Source organism: Pseudomonas alkylphenolica, from assembly GCF_000746525.1.
Lineage (GTDB): Bacteria > Pseudomonadota > Gammaproteobacteria > Pseudomonadales > Pseudomonadaceae > Aquipseudomonas > Aquipseudomonas alkylphenolica.
This window is the reverse complement of sequence record NZ_CP009048.1, coordinates 842501-862085: the sequence shown is the minus strand read 5'-3', so window position 1 is coordinate 862085 and position 19585 is coordinate 842501. Positions and strand designations below refer to the sequence as shown.

The following is a 19585-nucleotide window of genomic DNA, read 5'->3' as shown; positions in this document are numbered from 1 at the left end:
TTGTGGTTAAATACGACGTCTTTTGCCCCGCAAGTTACATCGGGGTGCTCATCATAACAGGACGGCCACGCCCAAGACAGCGGCCGTCATAGGGACGCAAGCCGCCATGCAAGTGAAACACCTGCTGCTGATCGCCATCCTCGGACTGACCGCTGCTTGTTCTTCGAAGGAAGTCGTCGACGAAAACCTGAGCGAAGCCGAGCTGTACCAGCAGGCGCAGGCCGATCTGGACAACCACAGCTACACCAGCGCCACCAGCAAGCTCAAGGCCCTGGAATCGCGTTATCCGTTCGGCCGATATGCCGATCAGGCCCAGCTTGAGCTGATCTACGCGAACTACAAGAACGCCGAGCCAGAAGCCGCCAAGTCGGCCGCCGAGCGTTTCATTCGCTTGCATCCTCAGCACCCGAACGTCGACTACGCCTATTACCTCAAGGGCCTGACCTCTTTCGATCAGGACCGTGGCCTGCTGGCGCGCTTCCTGCCACTGGACATGACCAAGCGTGACCCGGGTGCTGCCCGCGATTCGTACAACGAGTTCGCCCAGCTGACCAGCCGCTTCCCCAACAGCCGTTACTCGCCAGATGCCAAACAGCGCATGATCTACCTGCGCAACCTGCTGGCGTCCTACGAAATCCACGTCGCCGACTACTACCTGACCCGTCAGGCCTATGTCGCCGCCGCCAACCGTGGCCGCTACGTGGTCGAGAACTTCCAGGAAACCCCATCGGTCGGCGACGGCCTGGCGGTGATGACCGAAGCCTACATGCGTCTGCACCTGGACGAACTGGCCGCCACCAGCCTGGAAACTCTCAAGCTCAACTACCCGGATCACCCGAGCCTGGTCGATGGCCAGTTCCAGCCCAAGCAGGATGAAGCCGACAACCGCTCCTGGCTGTCCAAGGCTACCCTGGGCCTGATCGAGACCGAAGCGCCGCTGCCGCCGGGTGAAACCCGCGCCAACCAGGACGTGATCAAACAGTACGAAGACGCCAAGGAAGCGATTCCGGCCGAACTGCTGCCAGAGAACAGCGACGCCGTCGAAGAAGAGCAACACGAAGCGGAAGGCAACAACGACGACCGCTCCTGGTTCAGCTACATGACCTTTGGCGTGTTCGACTGATCGATCATGCAACAGATAAAGGGAGGCCGAGGCCTCCCTTTTTTCATGCCCGAGCCCTAGACTAAAGGCTCTTCACTGATAAAGCTGGACACCATGGTTCGCCTACTTTTCTGGATCGCCCTGATCGCCGCCGCTTTCTGGCTGTGGCGCAAGTTCAAGGCCAGCAATGCTGTTAAACCCGACAACAGCCTCGAAGACCCGCTGAAAATGGTGCGCTGCGCCCATTGCGGCGTGCACCTGCCCAGTGACCGCGCCCTGCATCGGGGAGCACAGTGGTATTGCAGCCAGGCGCATCTGGAGCAAGGGCCCGGCGATCAGCGCTGAATCAGCCGTTTTATCGCGGGGCAAGCCCGCTCCCACCGAGCCTCTGTGGGAGCGGGCTTGCCCCACGATGTGTCTTTACTCTCCGGTCAATCGCCCTGCTGGCGCATAAGGCCGTGGATCGATGATCGGTTCACGGCCCAGTAGCAGGTCGGCAAACAACTGGCAGGACGCCGGCGCCAGCACCAGGCCGTTGCGGTAATGCCCGCAGTTCAGCCACAAACCCTGCCAGCCCGGCACTTCACCAATGTAAGGTATGCCCTCGGGCGATCCCGGACGCAAACCCGCCCAATGGCCAACCGGCGTAGCGTCGGCCAACGCCGGGAGCAACTCGATGGCTGAAGCCTTGAGGCTTTCCAGGGCTTCGGCGGTCGGGGTCTTGTCGTACCCGGCATGCTCCAGGGTACTGCCCACCAGAATATGGCCGTCCCGCCGCGGGATGGCGTAGCGCCCCTTGGCCAGCACCATGCTCGGCAGGAAGTCTTCGGCGCATTTGAACAGAATCATCTGCCCTTTGACCGGCTCGACCGGCAACTCCAGGCCCAGGAGACGCAACAGATCGCCACTCCAGGCACCGGCAGTCAGCACCACGCGCTCGCCAGCAATCAGCCCGTCAGCCGTCTCGACCCCGGTGATACGCCCGTCCTGCTGGCTGAAGCCGGTGATTTCGCAGTGCTCGCGAATACTCACGTTAGGCATCGCCTGCAGCGCCGCCTTGAGCGATTTGACCAGGCGCGGGTTACGCACGTTGGCCACGCCCGCCATGTAGATAGCGCGCTGGAAACCGGCGCCGAGTACTGGCACCGCATCATAGGCGGCAGAGATATCCACCGCACTCAATGGCCGCCCTTCCCGCTCGGCCCAGGCCAGAGCCTCGGCTTCGTCGTCCAGGTCCAGCCAGTACAGGCCGGTGGTATGCACCTCGGGATCCACCCCGGTACTGGTGAACAAACGCTCACCCAGCTGTGGATAGAAATCCTGCGACCAGTGCGCCAGCGCTGTCACTGCAGGGCTGTAGCGCCAGGGATAGAGCGGCGAAACAATGCCGCCACCGGCCCAGGACGATTCCTGTCCCAGCTCACCGCGATCACACAGCACCACCTGCTCGACCTCGGCCGCCAGGTTGAACGCTGTCAGCAGGCCGATCACTCCGCCGCCGACTATCACTACTTGCTTGGTCATCTATCGATCCAACGTCTGAAGTAAATCGCGAAAGGCTTCAGCCACCCCAGCAACCACTGCCGGCATCCCCGATGCTTTCGGGATTACCGCGCACACCCGTCTGGTCAAGCACATAGTCACCGCACGGATCAGCCATCATCAGGCCACCGGGAAGGCGTCGTGCCAACAGGGTGAAAGACTCCTTGTCGCGTACCGCTTGCAAGCGATAGTGAGCGGTGCCGCTCGCCAATGGCGTCACTTGTGTTTCGCTATCGCTGTATTGTCCCGCACGAGAGTAATGGCGCTCCAGCTGCTGCGCGCTGGTGAACAGCAAGCCGACAATTTCCGTGCGAGCCGCTTTTCTGACCTGATCACTGTAACTGGGGTAGGCAATGCTCGCCAGAATGCCGACCACAGCGATGACAATCAACAGTTCGATCAGGCTCAATCCTTTCTGCGGCCTCATGCACCTGCTCCTTAATAGACCTGTCGCCAGAGGATCCGCCGCCAGGGTTGCGATGTTGGCTCGACAGGCTGCGCAATCACGCTCTCCAGCACACTGCGGGCAGTGCCATTGCGCGCCACGGCAGTGATTCGATACAGCCTTACCTTAAGCTCTGGCGGCATTTGCCTGGCCTTGGTGCTCTCCCCCAGGGACTGAATGAGATAGAAACCGCGATCGCCTGCCTGCCAAGCCAGACCGGAGCTTGCGCCAACACCTGCATACACGCCGCCCGAAGTAATCAAGCCAACTTCCGGGGGCGGCAGGCAATACTCACAGCGTGGGCCTGCCAGCTCCAACGCCCTGGACTCTGCCTGTTGCAGCAGTTGTTGCGCCTGTTCGAATGCCTGCAACGTGCTCGACAGGTTGCGCGCCATGCGCTCTTGCTGGATCGCACTGCCCAGCGCCGATAACCCAAGCAACCCCAGCAGCAACACCAACGTCAGACTAAGCAGCAGAACCAGTCCACGTTGCCTCATGACCCAACCGATCGATTGCCCAGGGCAATGCTTGTTCGATAAGTCTGTGGCCTCACGCGTTGCTGTGGGTCGGTCAGGGTCAGGGCGAGGTGCACAACGGAAATACCAGAGGAACCGTCCCTGATCAGTTCAAGCTGCAACTCACCGACCCCGTCTACCAGTGCCCCATCACTTGCCCCGCTACGCAGGCGCAACTCATTGGCTACCAGTCGGTAATCCTGACGCCGGATGGGCACGGCAAACTGCCCCGCTTCAGGCGCCCGAATACCCGCATACACATTTGCCTGCGTTCGACAGTCGGTGACCAGGGTCCAGTCCGGCCGGCCACTGGCTTGCACAACCTCGGCACTGATCAGGCTCAAACGCTGCAGGCGCCCATCCGCGCCGCGAGTGATTTGCACAGGCTGCGCGAATGCATCTGCAGCCAAGGGGTCGTGGAAGACCATAGCGTCGTGACGCAGACAACCGAACATTCCTGCCATGCGAATACTCTGGGCCAGACGCTGCAGGGCGTGACGCGCATCCTCCTGCATCCGCGCCGCCGCCTCTTGCGCCTGCCAGGACTGGCTTGCGGTAATAAACAGGCGATTGGCACCGAGTAACACCAGCAATCCCAGGCTCAGGGCCAGCATCGCTTCCAGCAGGCTGAAACCCGCTTGCCTGGTCACTGCCCGGAGTCCTGATTACGTAACGTCTCGCCAGCACGGGCCTGCTCGAGCACGCCATGGGCCAGATAGGCCGCCTGGGTGCTACGCAATGCGCTTTCGGTGGCCTGCAAGGCCCGCACCTGCAAACCGGCGGCGGCAAACAAACCCAGCCCCAACACAGCCATCGCCACCAGCACTTCAATCAACGTCATGCCTTGTTGCTGCCAGCCATCCATGGCCAACCTCCGCGACTTTTCCACAGCCCTTTGCCAACCCGGCCGACTGGACGCCAGCGACACGAGCTTCGAACCTATAGCGAAGCACTTCCAGGGAGGAATGCACGGTGAAGCAACAGGGTGTAACACTGATTCAAATCTTGTTCGCATCAGCCCTACTCGGGCTGCTTACGCAGATGAGCGTTCCGGCTTACAACACCATGAGTAGCGGACTACAGCGGCAGGTTGCGGCCAAAGACCTGGCCCAGGCGCTACGCACCGCGCGCAGTGAGGCGCTGCTGCGCAATAGCAACGTGCGCCTGCAAGCTCTGGAGGCAGACTGGAGTAAGGGCTGGCAGATGATTGTCGAGCACGACAGCCCGCAACTGCTGCATGAATGGCGCAGCAATGGACGAACGATCATTGTTGGAAACCAGCCGGTGGCCCGGCAGGTAGGTTTCAATGGCCTGGGTGTGCCTCTGCGGGAGGGAGGCGCCTTTCAGGCCGGGACGCTGCATGTTTGCCAACGTCCCGAAGCGCTGAGTCACTATCAGGTGGTGCTGTCGCACACCGGCAGAGTCAGCCTGCGTGATGCGTTGATCAAGCAGCCGCTGTGCGCGGCTGCCGGGTCAGATCAATGAACGAACCCGCAGCTCCTTGGGCATCGAGAAGGTGATGTTCTCTTCGCGGCCATCCAGCTCTTCGGCGCCGGTGGCGCCCCACGCCCTGAGTTGCTCGATCACACCGCGCACCAGCACTTCCGGCGCCGAGGCACCAGCAGTGATACCGATGCGCTCGACACCGTCAAACCAGCTTTTCTGCAGGTCTTCGGCACCGTCGATCAGGTAAGCCGGCGTCGACATACGCTCGGCCAGCTCACGTAGGCGGTTGGAGTTGGAGCTGTTCGGACTGCCCACTACCAGGACCACATCACATTCGTCGGCCAGCTGTTTCACCGCATCCTGGCGGTTCTGGGTAGCGTAGCAGATGTCGTCCTTGCGCGGTCCGCCGATGTTCGGGAAGCGCGCACGCAGGGCATCAATCACACGGCTGGTGTCATCCATCGACAGGGTCGTCTGGGTCACAAAGGCCAGTTTGTCCGGGTTATTGACCTGCAGCTGGGCTACGTCTTCCTCGTCTTCGACCAGGTAGATTGCGCCGCCGTTACTGGCGTCGTACTGGCCCATGGTGCCTTCGACTTCCGGATGACCTTCGTGGCCGATCAGGATGCATTCGCGGCCGTCGCGGCTGTAGCGCGCCACCTCAATATGCACCTTGGTGACCAGCGGGCAGGTTGCATCGAACACTTTCAGACCGCGCCCGGCTGCTTCCTGGCGCACAGCCTGGGAAACACCGTGAGCGCTGAAGATGACGATGACGTCATTCGGCACCTGGTCCAGTTCTTCGACAAAGATGGCGCCGCGGGCGCGCAGGTCTTCGACCACGAACTTGTTGTGCACCACTTCGTGACGCACATAGATCGGCGGACCGAAGACTTCCAGGGCGCGGTTGACGATCTCGATCGCCCGATCCACGCCCGCGCAGAAGCCGCGAGGGTTGGCGAGTTTGATTTGCATGCTCGGCTCCGGGCTCAAAGCGCTGTGACTTCGAGGATTTGCACCTCGAAGCTCAGGGTTTTGCCGGCCAGTGGATGGTTGAAATCGATGGTCACCTGGGCGTCATCGAAAGCCTTGACCACACCCGGCAGCTCGGCATTGGCAGCGTCGTTGAAGATCACCAGCAGACCTTCGGAAAGCTCCATGTCGTTGAACTGCGAGCGTGGCATGATCTGAACGTTCTGCGGATTGGGCTGACCAAAGGCGTTTTCCGGCTCGACGGTAACGGTGCGCTTGTCACCAGCCTTGAAGCCGAAAATGGCCGCTTCAAAGCCCGGCAGCAGGTTGCCGTCGCCGACTTTGAACACCGCCGGCGCCTTGTCGAAGGTGCTGTCGACGGTATCGCCGTTTTCCAGGTGCAGCGCGAAGTGCAGTTTCACTTCGGTGTTCTGGCCAATGCGGGTATCAGTCATGGACAGGTTCTCCGGACTTCTTGCTCTTGAACATATCCAGCGCCAGCATCACCGCACCCACGGTAATGGCGCTGTCGGCCAGGTTGAAGGCCGGGAAATACCAGCGGTTCTGCCAGTGGACGAGGATGAAGTCGACCACGTGGCCCAGCACGATACGGTCGTACAGGTTACCCAGCGCGCCGCCAAGCACCAGCGCCAGTGCTACTGCCAGCCAGGTCTCGTTGCGCCCCAGGCGCTTGAGCCAGACCACCAGCACGCCGCTGACCACCAGGGCGATCAGGGCAAACAGCCAGCGTTGCCAGCCGGAGCTATCAGCCAGGAAGCTGAAAGCGGCACCCGTGTTGTAGGCCAGGGTCCAGCTGAAGTAGTCCGGAATGACCACGATCTGCTGGTACAGGCTCAGCGCGCCCTCAAAGTAGAACTTGCTGGCCTGGTCGAGGACCAGGACCAGCAGACTCAGCCAGAGCCAGCCAAGGCGCCCGAAGCGCCCTGCAGCGGGGTTAGGCATAGTGGCGCACCTCACCGTTGCCGCTGATGTTGTCGGCGCAACGGGCGCAGATTTCCGGATGCTCCGGGTTCGCCCCGACGTCAGCGCGGAAGTGCCAGCAACGGCCGCACTTGGCGTGACCGGACTTGACCACTTTGAGTTTAAGGCCAGGCACTTCAGTCTCGACCGCATCGGCTGGCGCCTGGACGAACGGTGCCACGCTGGCGGCCGAGGTGATCAGCACGAAACGCAGCTCGTCGCCCAGCTTGTTCAGGTCGGCGCTCAGGGCGTCGTCGGCGAACAGGGTGACTTCAGCTTGCAGGTTGCCACCGATGGCCTTGGCCGAACGCTGGTTCTCCAGTTCCTTGTTGACCGCAGTCTTGGCCGCCATCACGCGGTCCCAGTAAGCGCGACCCAGCTCGAAGCCTTCCGGCAACTCGGTCAGCCCCTGGTACCAAGTGTTGAGCATCACCGATTCGTTGCGCTCGCCCGGCAGGTACTGCCACAGCTCGTCGGCGGTGAAGGCCAGGATCGGCGCGATCCAGCGCACCAGCGCTTCGCTGATGTGGTACAGCGCGGTCTGGCAGGAACGGCGGGCAACACTGTTGGCGCCAGTGGTGTACTGACGGTCCTTGATGATGTCCAGGTAGAAGCCACCCAGCTCCTGCACGCAGAAGTTGTGGATCTTCGAGTAGACGTTCCAGAAGCGGTATTCACCGTAGTGCTCTTCCAGCTCGCGCTGCAGCAGCAGGGTACGGTCGACCGCCCAACGGTCCAGCGCCAGCATGTCTTCGGCCGGCAGCAGGTCGCGGGCCGGGTCGAAGCCGGACAGGTTGGAGAGCAGGAAGCGCGCGGTGTTGCGGATACGCCGGTAGGCGTCGGCGCTGCGCTGCAGGATCTGCTCGGAAACCGCCATTTCGCCGGAGTAGTCAGTGGCCGAAACCCACAGACGCAGGATGTCGGCACCCAGGGTGTCGTTGACCTTCTGCGGCTCGATGGTGTTACCCAGCGACTTGGACATCTTGCGACCGTTTTCGTCGACGGTGAAACCGTGCGTCAGCAGCTCGCGGTACGGCGCGTGGTTGTCGATGGCGCAGCCGGTCAGCAGCGAGGAATGGAACCAGCCGCGGTGCTGGTCGGAACCTTCCAGGTACAGATCGGCACGCGGGCCGGTTTCGTGGCCGATGCTGTGCGAGCCACGCAGTACATGCCAGTGGGTGGTGCCGGAGTCGAACCAGACGTCGAGGGTGTCAGCGATCTTGTCGTACTGACCGGCCTCTTCACCGAGCAGTTCGGCCGCGTCCATCTTGAACCAGGCTTCGATACCTTCCTTCTCGACGCGCTTGGCCACTTCTTCCATCAGCTCGACGGTGCGTGGGTGCAACTCGCCGGTCTGTTTGTTGAGGAAGAATGGAATCGGCACACCCCAGTTACGCTGACGCGAGATGCACCAGTCCGGGCGGTTGGCGATCATCGAATGCAGACGTGCCTGACCCCAGGCTGGAACGAACTTGGTTTCTTCGATGGCCTTGACCGCGCGCTTGCGCAGGGTGTCGCCATTGTCAGGCTGCTTGTCCATGCCGACGAACCACTGCGCGGTGGCGCGGTAGATCAGCGGAGTTTTGTGGCGCCAGCAGTGCATGTAGCTGTGGCTGATGGTTTCGGTGTGCATCAGCGCACCGACTTCCGACAGCTTCTCAACGATGGCCGGGTTGGCCTTCCAGATGAACTGGCCGCCGAAGAATTCCAGCGACGGCACATACACACCGTTGCTTTGCACTGGGGTGAGGATGTCGTCGTTGACCATGCCGTAGCGCTTGCAGGTAACGAAGTCGTCTTCACCGTAGGCTGGCGAGGAGTGAACCACACCGGTACCGGCGCCGAGTTCGACGTAGTCGGCCAGATAAACCGGCGACAGGCGGTCGTAGAACGGGTGACGGAAGTTGATCAGCTCCAGCGCCGAACCTGCTGCGGTGGCGACTACCGAACCTTCCAGCGCGTAACGCTTCAGGCACGACTCGACCAGCTCCTCAGCCAGCACCAGCAGTTTGTCGCCGACGTCGACCAGGGCGTACTTGAACTCCGGGTGGACGTTCAGCGCCTGGTTGGCCGGGATGGTCCACGGGGTGGTGGTCCAGATCACGATCGAAGCCGGCTTGGCCAGCGAGGCCAGGCCGAAAGCGGCGGCCAGCTTGGCGTCATCGACGATCGGGAAGGCCACGTCGATGGTCTGGGATTTCTTGTCGGCGTATTCGACTTCGGCTTCGGCCAGGGCCGAACCGCAATCGAAACACCAGTTCACAGGCTTCAGGCCCTTGAACACGAAGCCGTGCTTGACCATCTCGGCCAGGGCGCGGATTTCACCGGCCTCGTTGGCAAAGTTCATGGTCTTGTAAGGGTTGCTCCAGTCGCCCAGCACACCCAGGCGGATGAACTCGGTCTTCTGCCCTTCGATCTGCTCGGCGGCGTAGGCACGGCACAGCTCGCGGGTCTTGTCTGCGGTCAGGTGCTTGCCATGGGTCACTTCGACCTTGTGCTCGATCGGCAGGCCGTGGCAGTCCCAACCCGGGACGTACGGGGCGTCGAAGCCGGACAGGGTCTTGGAGCGGACAATCATGTCCTTGAGAATCTTGTTCAGCGCATGACCGATGTGAATCTTGCCGTTGGCGTAGGGCGGGCCGTCGTGCAGCACGAACTTCGGACGATCCTTGCCAATTTCGCGCAGCTTCTGGTACAGGCCAATGCTGTCCCAGCGCTGCAGAATCTGCGGTTCGCGCTGTGGCAGGCCGGCCTTCATCGGGAAGGCGGTGTCCGGAAGGTTTAGCGTGGCTTTATAGTCGGTCATTTCAGGCTCTTCGTTAGCGGTTGAGCGTGCCAATGGGCACGTGCGGCGGCGATATCCGCATCGATCGCCGACTTCAGCGCCTCCAGGGAGGCGAAACGCTGCTCTTCACGCAGCTTGTGGTGGAACTCCACCGTCAGGCGCCGGCCATAGAGATCGCCGGCGTAATCAAGGAGATGCACTTCCAGGTGGGCACTGCCATCACCGGAAACGGTTGGCCGTACGCCAATGTTGGCGACGCCGGGCCAAGGCTTGCCATCGAGTTCGACGCTGACCAGGTAAACCCCGCTCAGCGGTACGCGACGACGCTTGAGTTGTATGTTGGCAGTCGGTGTGCCCAGTTGGCGCGCCAGTTTCTGCCCGTGCAGAACGCGGCCGCTGATGCGGTACGGGCGTCCGAGCAAGCGTTCGGCGAGGGCAAAGTCGGCCATGGCCAGGGCCTGGCGTACTTGCGTGCTGCTGACCCGCAGGCCATCCAGTTCAACTGTCTGTGCCGCTTCAACGGTGAAGCCCTGGCTCAAACCGGCCTGCTGGAGAAACTCGAAGTCGCCGACCCGGTCGCAACCAAAGCGGAAATCATCGCCGACTTCCAGGTGCTTGACCCCCAGACCGTCGACCAGGATGGTATCGACGAACTCAGCGGCGCTGAGCTTGCTCAGGCGCTGGTTGAACGCCAGACACAGCACCCGGTCCACGCCTTCAGCGGCCAGCAGCGCGACCTTGTCACGCAGGCGGGCCAAGCGGGCCGGCGCAGTGTCCGGGGCAAAGTATTCTCGCGGCTGCGGCTCGAAAATCACCACGCAGCTGGGTACGCCCAGCTCTACCGCTCGCTCACGCAGGCGCGCCAGGATTGCCTGGTGGCCACGGTGAACACCGTCGAAGTTGCCAATAGTGGCGACACAGCCCCGGTGCTGGGGGCGCAGGTTGTGAAGGCCTCGAACCAGCTGCATAACGCGCTTCTTGCTCATAAAGTGGTCGATTATAACCACACCCGGGCGCGGACGACAGGCAGCAGCGTCACCCCGAGGCGTGGAATAGATAAAACCGACGTCTGGCCGTGGTCGCCGCTCAATGCAGTGCCTTGCGGGCAAAGTCACGCGGACGGAAACCAAACACGAACAGACTGCCGAAATAAGTCACTACACCCGCCAGAATCAACACGCCCAGACGCAGGAAACGTTCGAGCATTCCGCCTTCTTCCCAAGCCGGCATGTAATGCATGCCCACCAGCAGCACCGCCGACATCAACAGCACCGCCAGGACCAGCTTGGCGAGGAACTTGCCCCAGCCCGGCTGCGGCTGGAACAGCTGCTGCTGACGCAGCTTCCAGTACAACAGACCGGCATTCAGGCAGGCGCCAAGGCTGATCGCCAGGGCCAACCCTGCGTGTTGCAGGTGGGTAATGAATATCAGGTTGAACAGCTGGGTACAGACCAGGGTGAATACTGCGATTTTAACCGGAGTACGGATGTTCTGCTGGGCATAGAAGCCAGGGGCCAGCACCTTGACCAGAATGATTGCCAGCAGGCCGACCGAATAGGCAATCAGGGCACGCTGGGTCATGGCGGCGTCGTGTGCGCTGAATTTGCCGTATTGGAACAGCGCCACGGTCAACGGCTCGGCGAGGATAGCCATGGCCAGGGTGCATGGCAGCACCAGCAGGAAACACAGACGCAAGCCCCAGTCGAGGATCCGCGAATACTCATGACGGTCACGGTTGGCGTAGGTCTTGGCCAGGGTCGGCAACAAAATGGTTCCGAGCGCCACGCCGAGCACACCGGAGGGCAGCTCCATCAGGCGGTCGGCGTAGTACATCCAGGACACCGAGCCGGCCACCAGGAACGAGGCGAAGATGGTGTTGATGATCAGCGAAATCTGACTTACCGACACGCCGAGGATCGCTGGCAGCATCTGCTTGAGTACCCGCCACACGCCCGAGTCACGCAGATTCAGGCGTGGCAACACCAGCATGCCGATCTTCTTCAGATGTGGCAGCTGGTACAACAGTTGCGCCAGACCGCCGGCCAATACGCCCCAGGCCAGGGCCATGATCGGCGGATCGAAGTACGGGGTCAGAAACACGGTAAAGCCGATCATCGCCACGTTGAGCAGGGTCGGCACGAAGGCCGGCACCGAAAAACGGTTCCAGGTATTGAGAATGGCCCCGGCCAGCGAGGATAGCGAGATCAGCAATATATAAGGGAACGTCACCCGCAACAGGCTGGTGGTCAGCTCAAACTTTTCACCACTGCTGACAAAACCCGGTGCGGTGACCCACACCACCCAGGGGGCGGCCAGTATGCCGAGCGCGGTGACCAAGGCCAGCACCAGGGTCAGCAACCCGCTGACGTAGGCAATGAAGGTGCGTGTCGCTTCGTCGCCCTGCTGGGTCTTGTACTCAGCCAGGATCGGCACGAAAGCCTGGGAAAATGCGCCCTCGGCGAAGATCCGGCGCAGCAGGTTGGGCAATTTGAAGGCGATGAAAAAGGCGTCGGTAGCCACGCCGGCACCGAATACCCGCGCCAGGATGGTGTCGCGCACAAAGCCCAACACCCGTGAAATCATGGTGATGGAGCTGACGGCGGCCAGGGATTTCAGAAGGTTCATTGAAAGTTTTTTACGCCTAAAGATAAAGGGCTGTGCCGGAACGCGCCCAGTTGTGCGATACTCCGCGCCGCAACGCAAGCAGAGCAAAAGCTCCCGAGTTTACAGGTCGTACCGCAGAAGGGAATCACTCCCTTGTAAGGAACAACCACTCAGCGGATCCATGCAAGTGCCCTTGACAACCGATCAACTCATCGGCATGATTCGCGGCCTATTTTGTTTGCTATTTACCAAGTCTTTCGAGGAGCTCGACGGTGGCCAACTCACCTTCCGCCAAAAAACGTGCAAAACAGGCTGAGAAGCGTCGCAGCCACAACGCCAGCCTGCGTTCCATGGTTCGTACCTACATCAAGAATGTAGTTAAAGCCATCGACGCAAAAGACGCCGAAAAAGCGCAAGCTGCTTACACTCTGGCTGTTCCTGTTATCGACCGTATGGCCGATAAAGGCATCATCCACAAGAACAAGGCTGCTCGCCATAAAGGCCGTCTGAATGGCCACATCAAGGCGCTGAAAGAAGCTGCAGCTGCCTAAGCGACACGCTTGTTAAAAAACCGACCTCAGGGTCGGTTTTTTATTGCCTGCGATTTGCCGGTTGTCTTTAGAAGCATCGCGGGGCAAGCCCGCTCCCACTGGCAAATTCCTGTAGGAGCGGGCTTGCCCCGCGATGAATCCTGTTACTTACCGATCTGAATCTTCGGTGCCCACTGCAGCCATTCGTCCTCAGCCTTGTCGAACAAGGCAAAGGTCTGCTGCGGTCGAGCCGGGTTACCCATCTTCTCGCCATCTGGCGTTGCGAAGGCAATACCGCCCTCGATCAGGGTTTCCAGCGACTCTGTGCGCACCGTAGCGCCTTTGAACAGGCCAAAGTCAAAGCCAAAGCCACTGCTGTTCCAGAATCGGCTACCACCACGCACCAGGGCGGCATAGCGTGGCTCGATAAGGATATGAATCAGCACGCGGTCTGCCGTCTGCCCCAACTCGAAACCGGTCACTTTACCCACCGGAATTTCGCGATACGTTACCGGCACACCTGGCTTGATCGAGCCACGCCGCGGCGCACTGAGCACCAACGCCAGGCCCGCTTCACGCGCGGAGAAATCCGGCGCCTGGGGCAGCGCATTGAAGGTCCGCTGCGGCCCCAGGTTCTTCGAGGCAGGCTGCACCTCCAGGTACTGCCCCGTCACCAAGGTTTCCAGGTTTTCGGTCTTGACGATGCCCAGGGCCGGCTTGACCACCCAGAACTGCGTACCTTCGCGAGCAATACGTTCAGGCACTTCAGTAATACGCGCCTTGAGCAGCACCGCTTGCAGATCGTCGGTCAGATCGACCTGCTCGACCTTGCCAACATCCAGGCCTTTGAAGCGAACCGGGGTGCCGACCTTGAGACCATCAGCCCGCTCGACTCGAATGGTCACCGTGGTGCCACTGCGATTGGCCGCCTCCTGATCCGCATTCAGGCGGAAACTTGGAATCCGGCGCTTGAGCGGCACATTCGGTATCGGCGTATCGAAAGCGATACCGCCCGCCATCAGGCTCTGCAGCGACTCGCTCTTGATCTGCACGCCCGACAAGCCACCGGTGAGGGTGATGCCACTGGCATTCCAGAATCGCGTCGAGCCGTTGACCAGGTTGGCGTACTCCTTCTCGATGTGCACACCGATCAGCAGGCGCTTGCTCTTCTTGGAGAACTGGTAGCTTTGTACGGTACCGACCTTGACCTGACGGTAGAGCACCGGGCTGCCAACCTCCAGCGAACCTAGGTTGTCACTGAACAGTACCAGGTGCAGCCCCGGCGCTTTCAGGTCCAGAGGAGGCGCTTTCTCCCGGGCTTCGAACTCGCGCTGCGGAGAGGCACCTTTATCACCCGGGCGGATAGCAATGTAGTTACCCTTGACCAGCGCCTCCAGACCGGTGATCCCGGCCAGGGAGATGGACGGCTTGACCACCCAGAACTGGGTGCCGTCGACCAGGTAGTCTTCGGCCAATGGGTCCAGGGTCAGTTCGGCGACGGCGCTGGTAAGGTCAGCATCAACTTTAAGGGTTTTCAGCGAGCCGACCTGAATGCCTTTGTACATCACCGGCGTACGCCCGGCCTGCAGCCCTTCGAAGTCGCTCAGTTTGACCTTGACCTTGATACCCGCCTGGGCAGCATCGAAGTCTTCGAACAAGCGGAACGGCAAGTTCGGATCGGTGGGCGGGCTGTCTTTGCGGTGTTCCGGTGTAGCAAAGGCAATACCGCCGGCTACGATGCTGGCCAGCGACTCACTGCGCACTTTCACCCCGGACAGGTCGGCATCGATACTGATACCACTGGCGTTCCAGAAGCGCGTGTGCTTGCGCACCAGGTTGGTGTAGGCCGGCTCGATGAAGACTTTGATCTCCACCGTGCCCTGGTCTTCGGCCAGGCGGTAGCTTTTCACTTTACCGACCTGGATCTGCTTGTAGAACACCGGGCTGTCGCGATTAAGCGAACCCAATCGATCTGCCTTGAGCGTCAGGTGCAAACCAGGCTCGCTATCAGACAATGGCGGGGCCTCGTCCAACGCTTTGAAACGTTTGCTTGGCTCTCCCGTACCTGGGCTCACGGCAATGTAATTACCCGATACCAGAGTCTCCAGACCGGTGATGCCAGCCAGCGTGACACTCGGCTTGACCAGCCAGAAGCGTGTGCCGCTATTGAGGTGCGGCTCAGCTTCCTTGTTCATTTCAATGGTGGCAATAACACCGGTGTTGTTGCCTTTGGCATCCAGCACCAGCTCTTTAACCTTGCCCACCGACATGCCCTTGAAGACCACCTCGGTTTTGTTGGCAACAATGCCCTCACCGCTCTCAAAGCGAACCTGAATGTTCACCCCTGATTCGCGGTATGCCTGCCAGCCAAGCCAGCCGCCAATGACCAAGGCGATCAGAGGCAATATCCATATGGCCGACCAGTTCGAAGCTGGGCGGGTTCTAGCCGTAGGCAAATCACTCATGGTCGTCATCCGACTCCGTGTTATCCCAAATCAGTCGGGGATCGAAAGTTACTGCAGCAAGCATCGTCAGAATCACCACACTGGCGAAGGCGACGGCGCCCAGGTTGGCTTCGATACTGGCGATCCTGCCGAAGTTCACCACCGCCACCAGAATGGCGATCACGAAGATGTCGAGCATCGACCAGCGTCCGATAAATTCAATAAAGCGGTACATCAGAATCCGCTGCCGCGCGGACAATGGCTGCCTGCGTTGCACCGAGTAGAGCAGCAGCCCGATACCCACCAATTTGAAGGTGGGCACCAGAATACTGGCAATGAACACCACAGCAGCAATCGGCAACATGCCGAATTTAATCAGGGTGATGACACCGGACATGATGGTATCCGGCGCCCCCTGCCCCAGCGTACTGACGGTCATGATCGGCAGCACGTTGGCCGGGATGTAAAGAATTGCCGAGGTGAGCAGCAAGGCCCAGGTTCGCACCAGGCTGTTCGGCCGCCGCGCATGCACAATCGCGCCGCAACGACTGCAGGTTTGCGAGTCACACTCGGGCTCTTGGCGATTCAGTTCATGGCACTCGCCACAAATCAGAATTCCAGCATCAATCGCACGCATGCAGGTCTTCCCCCGATAAAGCACTCCAGATCTGGTGGGGTGACATCACCACCTCCAACCACACCTGCACCAATAGCAAACTGATAAAACAGGCCAGCCCCAGACCGAGACTCAACTCTGCCAGTTCGACCAACTTGACCATCGCGACCAGCACGCCCATGAAATACACCTCGAGCATGCCCCAGTCGCGTAGATGGTGATAAATCCGGTAAAGCAACAGACCGTAGCTGCGGCCGATGTTCAGGCGAATACTCAGGAGTACCGCCAGCTGGCACAGCAACTTGAGCAAGGGAATGGCCATGCTGCAGAGGAACACTACGACTGCAACCTCAGCCATGCCAGTGTTGTACAAGCCCACCACGCCACTCCAGACCGTGTCGTTGGAGCTCTGGCCCAACAGATGGAGTTGCATGATGGGCAGAAAGTTGGCGGGTATGTAGAGCAGCAAGGCGGCGAGCACCAGTGCCAGACTACGCTGGACGACATTATGGCGGTGCGCATAAAGCTCGTAGCCGCAGCGTGGGCAATGCGCCTTTTCATCCAGCTTGAGCACAGGCTTGCGCATCAGCAGGTCACATTCGTGACACGCCACCAGTTGCTCCAGGGGTAAGTCGGCAAGCTGATGGGAATCGACAGGCTCGGACATAGTGAACTTCTGAGTTTACATAAGAGCGCTATTCTAGCTGATTGGTTATTTCTCTGTGTTTCATGGTTGAAACATAGCAAGGGCGCTACAACCGCCAAAAAAGACAAAACCCCTACCTGCATATGCAGATAGGGGTTTCGGAATTTAATCTTGACGATGACCTACTCTCACATGGGGAAACCCCACACTACCATCGGCGATGCATCGTTTCACTGCTGAGTTCGGGATGGGATCAGGTGGTTCCAATGCTCTATGGTCGTCAAGAAATTCTGTTGCCAGAAGGTCTTGTTCAGACACTCCAGCGAATTGGGTATGTGACGATTGTGAGTCGCAAACTTTCGGTTCGTTTCGTCTTCACAACACCGCAATCTGGTCATTTCGACGCAAATTGCTTGGGTGTTATATGGTCAAGCCTCACGGGCAATTAGTATTGGTTAGCTCAACGCCTCACAGCGCTTACACACCCAACCTATCAACGTCGTAGTCTTCGACGGCCCTTCAGGGAGCTCAAGGCTCCAGTGAGATCTCATCTTGAGGCAAGTTTCCCGCTTAGATGCTTTCAGCGGTTATCTCTCCCGAACATAGCTACCCGGCAATGCCACTGGCGTGACAACCGGAACACCAGAGGTTCGTCCACTCCGGTCCTCTCGTACTAGGAGCAGCCCCTCTCAAATCTCAAACGTCCACGGCAGATAGGGACCGAACTGTCTCACGACGTTCTAAACCCAGCTCGCGTACCACTTTAAATGGCGAACAGCCATACCCTTGGGACCGGCTTCAGCCCCAGGATGTGATGAGCCGACATCGAGGTGCCAAACACCGCCGTCGATATGAACTCTTGGGCGGTATCAGCCTGTTATCCCCGGAGTACCTTTTATCCGTTGAGCGATGGCCCTTCCATACAGAACCACCGGATCACTAAGACCTACTTTCGTACCTGCTCGACGTGTCTGTCTCGCAGTCAAGCGCGCTTTTGCCTTTATACTCTACGACCGATTTCCGACCGGTCTGAGCGCACCTTCGTACTCCTCCGTTACTCTTTAGGAGGAGACCGCCCCAGTCAAACTACCCACCATACACTGTCCTCGATCCGGATAACGGACCTGAGTTAGAACCTCAAAGTTGCCAGGGTGGTATTTCAAGGATGGCTCCACGCGAACTGGCGTCCACGCTTCAAAGCCTCCCACCTATCCTACACAAGCAAATTCAAAGTCCAGTGCAAAGCTATAGTAAAGGTTCACGGGGTCTTTCCGTCTAGCCGCGGATACACTGCATCTTCACAGCGATTTCAATTTCACTGAGTCTCGGGTGGAGACAGCGCCGCCATCGTTACGCCATTCGTGCAGGTCGGAACTTACCCGACAAGGAATTTCGCTACCTTAGGACCGTTATAGTTACGGCCGCCGTTTACCGGGGCTTCGATCAAGAGCTTCGCGTTAGCTAACCCCATCAATTAACCTTCCGGCACCGGGCAGGCGTCACACCCTATACGTCCACTTTCGTGTTTGCAGAGTGCTGTGTTTTTAATAAACAGTCGCAGCGGCCTGGTATCTTCGACCGGCATGAGCTTACGGAGCAAGTCCTTCACCCTCACCGGCGCACCTTCTCCCGAAGTTACGGTGCCATTTTGCCTAGTTCCTTCACCCGAGTTCTCTCAAGCGCCTTGGTATTCTCTACCCAACCACCTGTGTCGGTTTGGGGTACGGTTCCTAGTTATCTGAAGCTTAGAAGCTTTTCTTGGAAGCATGGCATCAACCACTTCGTCGCCTAAAGGCAACTCGTCATCAGCTCTCGGCCTTAAGATCCCGGATTTACCTAAGATCTCAGCCTACCACCTTAAACTTGGACAACCAACGCCAAGCTGGCCTAGCCTTCTCCGTCCCTCCATCGCAATAACTAGAAGTACAGGAATATTAACCTGTTTTCCATCGACTACGCTTTTCAGCCTCGCCTTAGGGACCGACTAACCCTGCGTCGATTAACGTTGCGCAGGAAACCTTGGTCTTTCGGCGTGGGAGTTTTTCACTCCCATTGTCGTTACTCATGTCAGCATTCGCACTTCTGATACCTCCAGCAAGCTTCTCAACTCACCTTCACAGGCTTACAGAACGCTCCTCTACCGCGTCACCTAAGTGACACCCGTAGCTTCGGTGCATGGTTTGAGCCCCGTTACATCTTCCGCGCAGGCCGACTCGACTAGTGAGCTATTACGCTTTCTTTAAAGGGTGGCTGCTTCTAAGCCAACCTCCTAGCTGTCTAAGCCTTCCCACATCGTTTCCCACTTAACCATGACTTTGGGACCTTAGCTGACGGTCTGGGTTGTTTCCCTTTTCACGACGGACGTTAGCACCCGCCGTGTGTCTCCCATGCTCGGCACTTGTAGGTATTCGGAGTTTGCATCGGTTTGGTAAGTCGGGATGACCCCCTAGCCGAAACAGTGCTCTACCCCCTACAGTGATACATGAGGCGCTACCTAAATAGCTTTCGAGGAGAACCAGCTATCTCCGAGCTTGATTAGCCTTTCACTCCGATCCACAGGTCATCCGCTAACTTTTCAACGGTAGTCGGTTCGGTCCTCCAGTCAGTGTTACCTAACCTTCAACCTGCCCATGGATAGATCGCCCGGTTTCGGGTCTATACCCAGCGACTAAACGCGCTATTAACACTCGCTTTCGCTACGCCTCCCCTATTCGGTTAAGCTCGCCACTGAATATAAGTCGCTGACCCATTATACAAAAGGTACGCAGTCACCTAACAAGTAGGCTCCCACTGCTTGTACGCATACGGTTTCAGGATCTATTTCACTCCCCTCTCCGGGGTTCTTTTCGCCTTTCCCTCACGGTACTGGTTCACTATCGGTCAGTCAGTAGTATTTAGCCTTGGAGGATGGTCCCCCCATATTCAGACAAAGTTTCTCGTGCTCCGTCCTACTCGAT

Annotated in this window: 18 protein-coding genes and 2 rRNA genes (1 of these 20 only partly in view); 4 read left to right on the top strand and 16 right to left on the bottom strand. The window is 59.3% G+C overall.

Going from position 1 to position 19585, the window contains the following annotated elements; genetic code table 11:
* Nucleotides 1-106: 106 nt before the first annotated feature.
* Together PSAKL28_RS04050 and PSAKL28_RS04045 are read left to right on the top strand one after the other, a co-directional pair.
* Nucleotides 107-1123: an outer membrane protein assembly factor BamD gene (locus tag PSAKL28_RS04050; RefSeq protein ID WP_038606898.1), complete on the top strand. Its 1017-nt coding sequence runs from the start codon at nucleotides 107-109 to the stop codon at nucleotides 1121-1123.
* 93 nt (nucleotides 1124-1216) lie between these two features.
* On the top strand, nucleotides 1217-1447 hold the full coding sequence (locus tag PSAKL28_RS04045; protein ID WP_038606895.1) for a PP0621 family protein: 231 nt from the start codon (nucleotides 1217-1219) through the stop codon (nucleotides 1445-1447).
* 75 nt (nucleotides 1448-1522) lie between these two features.
* Here PSAKL28_RS04045 and thiO read toward each other — a convergent pair whose 3' ends face one another.
* From thiO to pilV, 5 genes are read right to left on the bottom strand one after another with little or no spacing between them, the layout of a single operon-like run.
* Nucleotides 1523-2626 carry a glycine oxidase ThiO gene (gene thiO / locus PSAKL28_RS04040; RefSeq protein WP_038606892.1) on the bottom strand — a complete coding sequence of 368 codons (1104 nt, stop codon included), beginning with the start codon at nucleotides 2624-2626 and terminating at the stop codon, nucleotides 1523-1525.
* Between the two features lie 37 nt (nucleotides 2627-2663).
* Complete coding sequence (locus PSAKL28_RS04035; protein WP_038606890.1) at nucleotides 2664-3071, bottom strand: type IV pilin protein; 408 nt, start codon at nucleotides 3069-3071, stop codon at nucleotides 2664-2666.
* 11 nt (nucleotides 3072-3082) lie between these two features.
* Nucleotides 3083-3586, bottom strand: a complete 504-nt coding sequence (locus tag PSAKL28_RS04030) for a hypothetical protein (protein WP_038606888.1) — start codon at nucleotides 3584-3586, stop codon at nucleotides 3083-3085.
* A complete protein-coding gene (locus tag PSAKL28_RS04025; protein WP_038606885.1) occupies nucleotides 3583-4254 on the bottom strand; it encodes a PilW family protein in 672 nt (223 codons plus the stop codon). Before PSAKL28_RS04025 ends, PSAKL28_RS04030 begins: the two co-directional genes overlap by 4 nt.
* Nucleotides 4251-4469, bottom strand: a complete 219-nt coding sequence (pilV, locus tag PSAKL28_RS04020; protein WP_051939163.1) for a type IV pilus modification protein PilV — start codon at nucleotides 4467-4469, stop codon at nucleotides 4251-4253. The genes PSAKL28_RS04025 and pilV overlap by 4 nt, the downstream gene beginning before the upstream one ends.
* Nucleotides 4470-4669: 200 nt before the next feature.
* Here pilV and PSAKL28_RS04015 point away from each other — a divergent pair, with 200 nt between their 5' ends.
* Nucleotides 4670-5089 carry a GspH/FimT family protein gene (locus PSAKL28_RS04015; protein WP_257011849.1) on the top strand — a complete coding sequence of 140 codons (420 nt, stop codon included), beginning with the start codon at nucleotides 4670-4672 and terminating at the stop codon, nucleotides 5087-5089.
* On the opposite strand, the gene ispH is transcribed toward PSAKL28_RS04015, so the two are convergent.
* The 6 genes from ispH to murJ all read right to left on the bottom strand — a co-directional run bounded on the left by ispH (nucleotide 5078) and on the right by murJ (nucleotide 12413).
* Complete coding sequence (ispH, locus tag PSAKL28_RS04010; RefSeq protein WP_038606880.1) at nucleotides 5078-6025, bottom strand: 4-hydroxy-3-methylbut-2-enyl diphosphate reductase; 948 nt, start codon at nucleotides 6023-6025, stop codon at nucleotides 5078-5080. The genes PSAKL28_RS04015 and ispH overlap by 12 nt on opposite strands.
* 14 nt (nucleotides 6026-6039) lie before the next feature.
* Entirely contained in the window at nucleotides 6040-6477 is a 438-nt protein-coding gene (gene fkpB, locus PSAKL28_RS04005; protein WP_038606877.1) for an FKBP-type peptidyl-prolyl cis-trans isomerase, read from the bottom strand.
* A complete protein-coding gene (gene lspA / locus PSAKL28_RS04000) occupies nucleotides 6470-6985 on the bottom strand; it encodes a signal peptidase II (RefSeq protein ID WP_038606874.1) in 516 nt (171 codons plus the stop codon). Before lspA ends, fkpB begins: the two co-directional genes overlap by 8 nt.
* Nucleotides 6978-9809: an isoleucine--tRNA ligase gene (gene ileS, locus PSAKL28_RS03995; RefSeq protein ID WP_038606872.1), complete on the bottom strand. Its 2832-nt coding sequence runs from the start codon at nucleotides 9807-9809 to the stop codon at nucleotides 6978-6980. Before ileS ends, lspA begins: the two co-directional genes overlap by 8 nt.
* Nucleotides 9806-10756, bottom strand: a complete 951-nt coding sequence (gene ribF, locus PSAKL28_RS03990; protein ID WP_038606869.1) for a bifunctional riboflavin kinase/FAD synthetase — start codon at nucleotides 10754-10756, stop codon at nucleotides 9806-9808. Before ribF ends, ileS begins: the two co-directional genes overlap by 4 nt.
* A 118-nt stretch (nucleotides 10757-10874) precedes the next feature.
* Entirely contained in the window at nucleotides 10875-12413 is a 1539-nt protein-coding gene (murJ, locus tag PSAKL28_RS03985) for a murein biosynthesis integral membrane protein MurJ (RefSeq protein WP_038606866.1), read from the bottom strand.
* A gap of 251 nt (nucleotides 12414-12664) precedes the next feature.
* Between murJ and rpsT the strand changes: the two genes are divergently transcribed.
* The gene (rpsT, locus tag PSAKL28_RS03980; RefSeq protein WP_010220592.1) at nucleotides 12665-12943 is read left to right on the top strand and encodes a 30S ribosomal protein S20; all 279 of its coding nucleotides are present in this window, start codon (nucleotides 12665-12667) and stop codon (nucleotides 12941-12943) included.
* A 143-nt stretch (nucleotides 12944-13086) separates the two neighbouring features.
* On the opposite strand, the gene PSAKL28_RS03975 is transcribed toward rpsT, so the two are convergent.
* The 5 genes from PSAKL28_RS03975 to PSAKL28_RS03955 all read right to left on the bottom strand — a co-directional run.
* Nucleotides 13087-15387 (bottom strand): PqiB family protein, encoded by a 2301-nt coding sequence (locus PSAKL28_RS03975; RefSeq protein WP_038606861.1) that lies wholly within the window; start codon nucleotides 15385-15387, stop codon nucleotides 13087-13089.
* A complete protein-coding gene (locus PSAKL28_RS03970; protein WP_038606858.1) occupies nucleotides 15380-16003 on the bottom strand; it encodes a paraquat-inducible protein A in 624 nt (207 codons plus the stop codon). Before PSAKL28_RS03970 ends, PSAKL28_RS03975 begins: the two co-directional genes overlap by 8 nt.
* On the bottom strand, nucleotides 15990-16649 hold the full coding sequence (locus PSAKL28_RS03965) for a paraquat-inducible protein A (protein WP_038606855.1): 660 nt from the start codon (nucleotides 16647-16649) through the stop codon (nucleotides 15990-15992). Before PSAKL28_RS03965 ends, PSAKL28_RS03970 begins: the two co-directional genes overlap by 14 nt.
* A 148-nt stretch (nucleotides 16650-16797) precedes the next feature.
* Nucleotides 16798-16913: ribosomal RNA gene (gene rrf / locus PSAKL28_RS03960) — 5S ribosomal RNA — on the bottom strand.
* 139 nt (nucleotides 16914-17052) lie between these two features.
* Nucleotides 17053-19585: ribosomal RNA gene (locus tag PSAKL28_RS03955) — 23S ribosomal RNA — on the bottom strand; it runs 357 nt beyond the window's last position.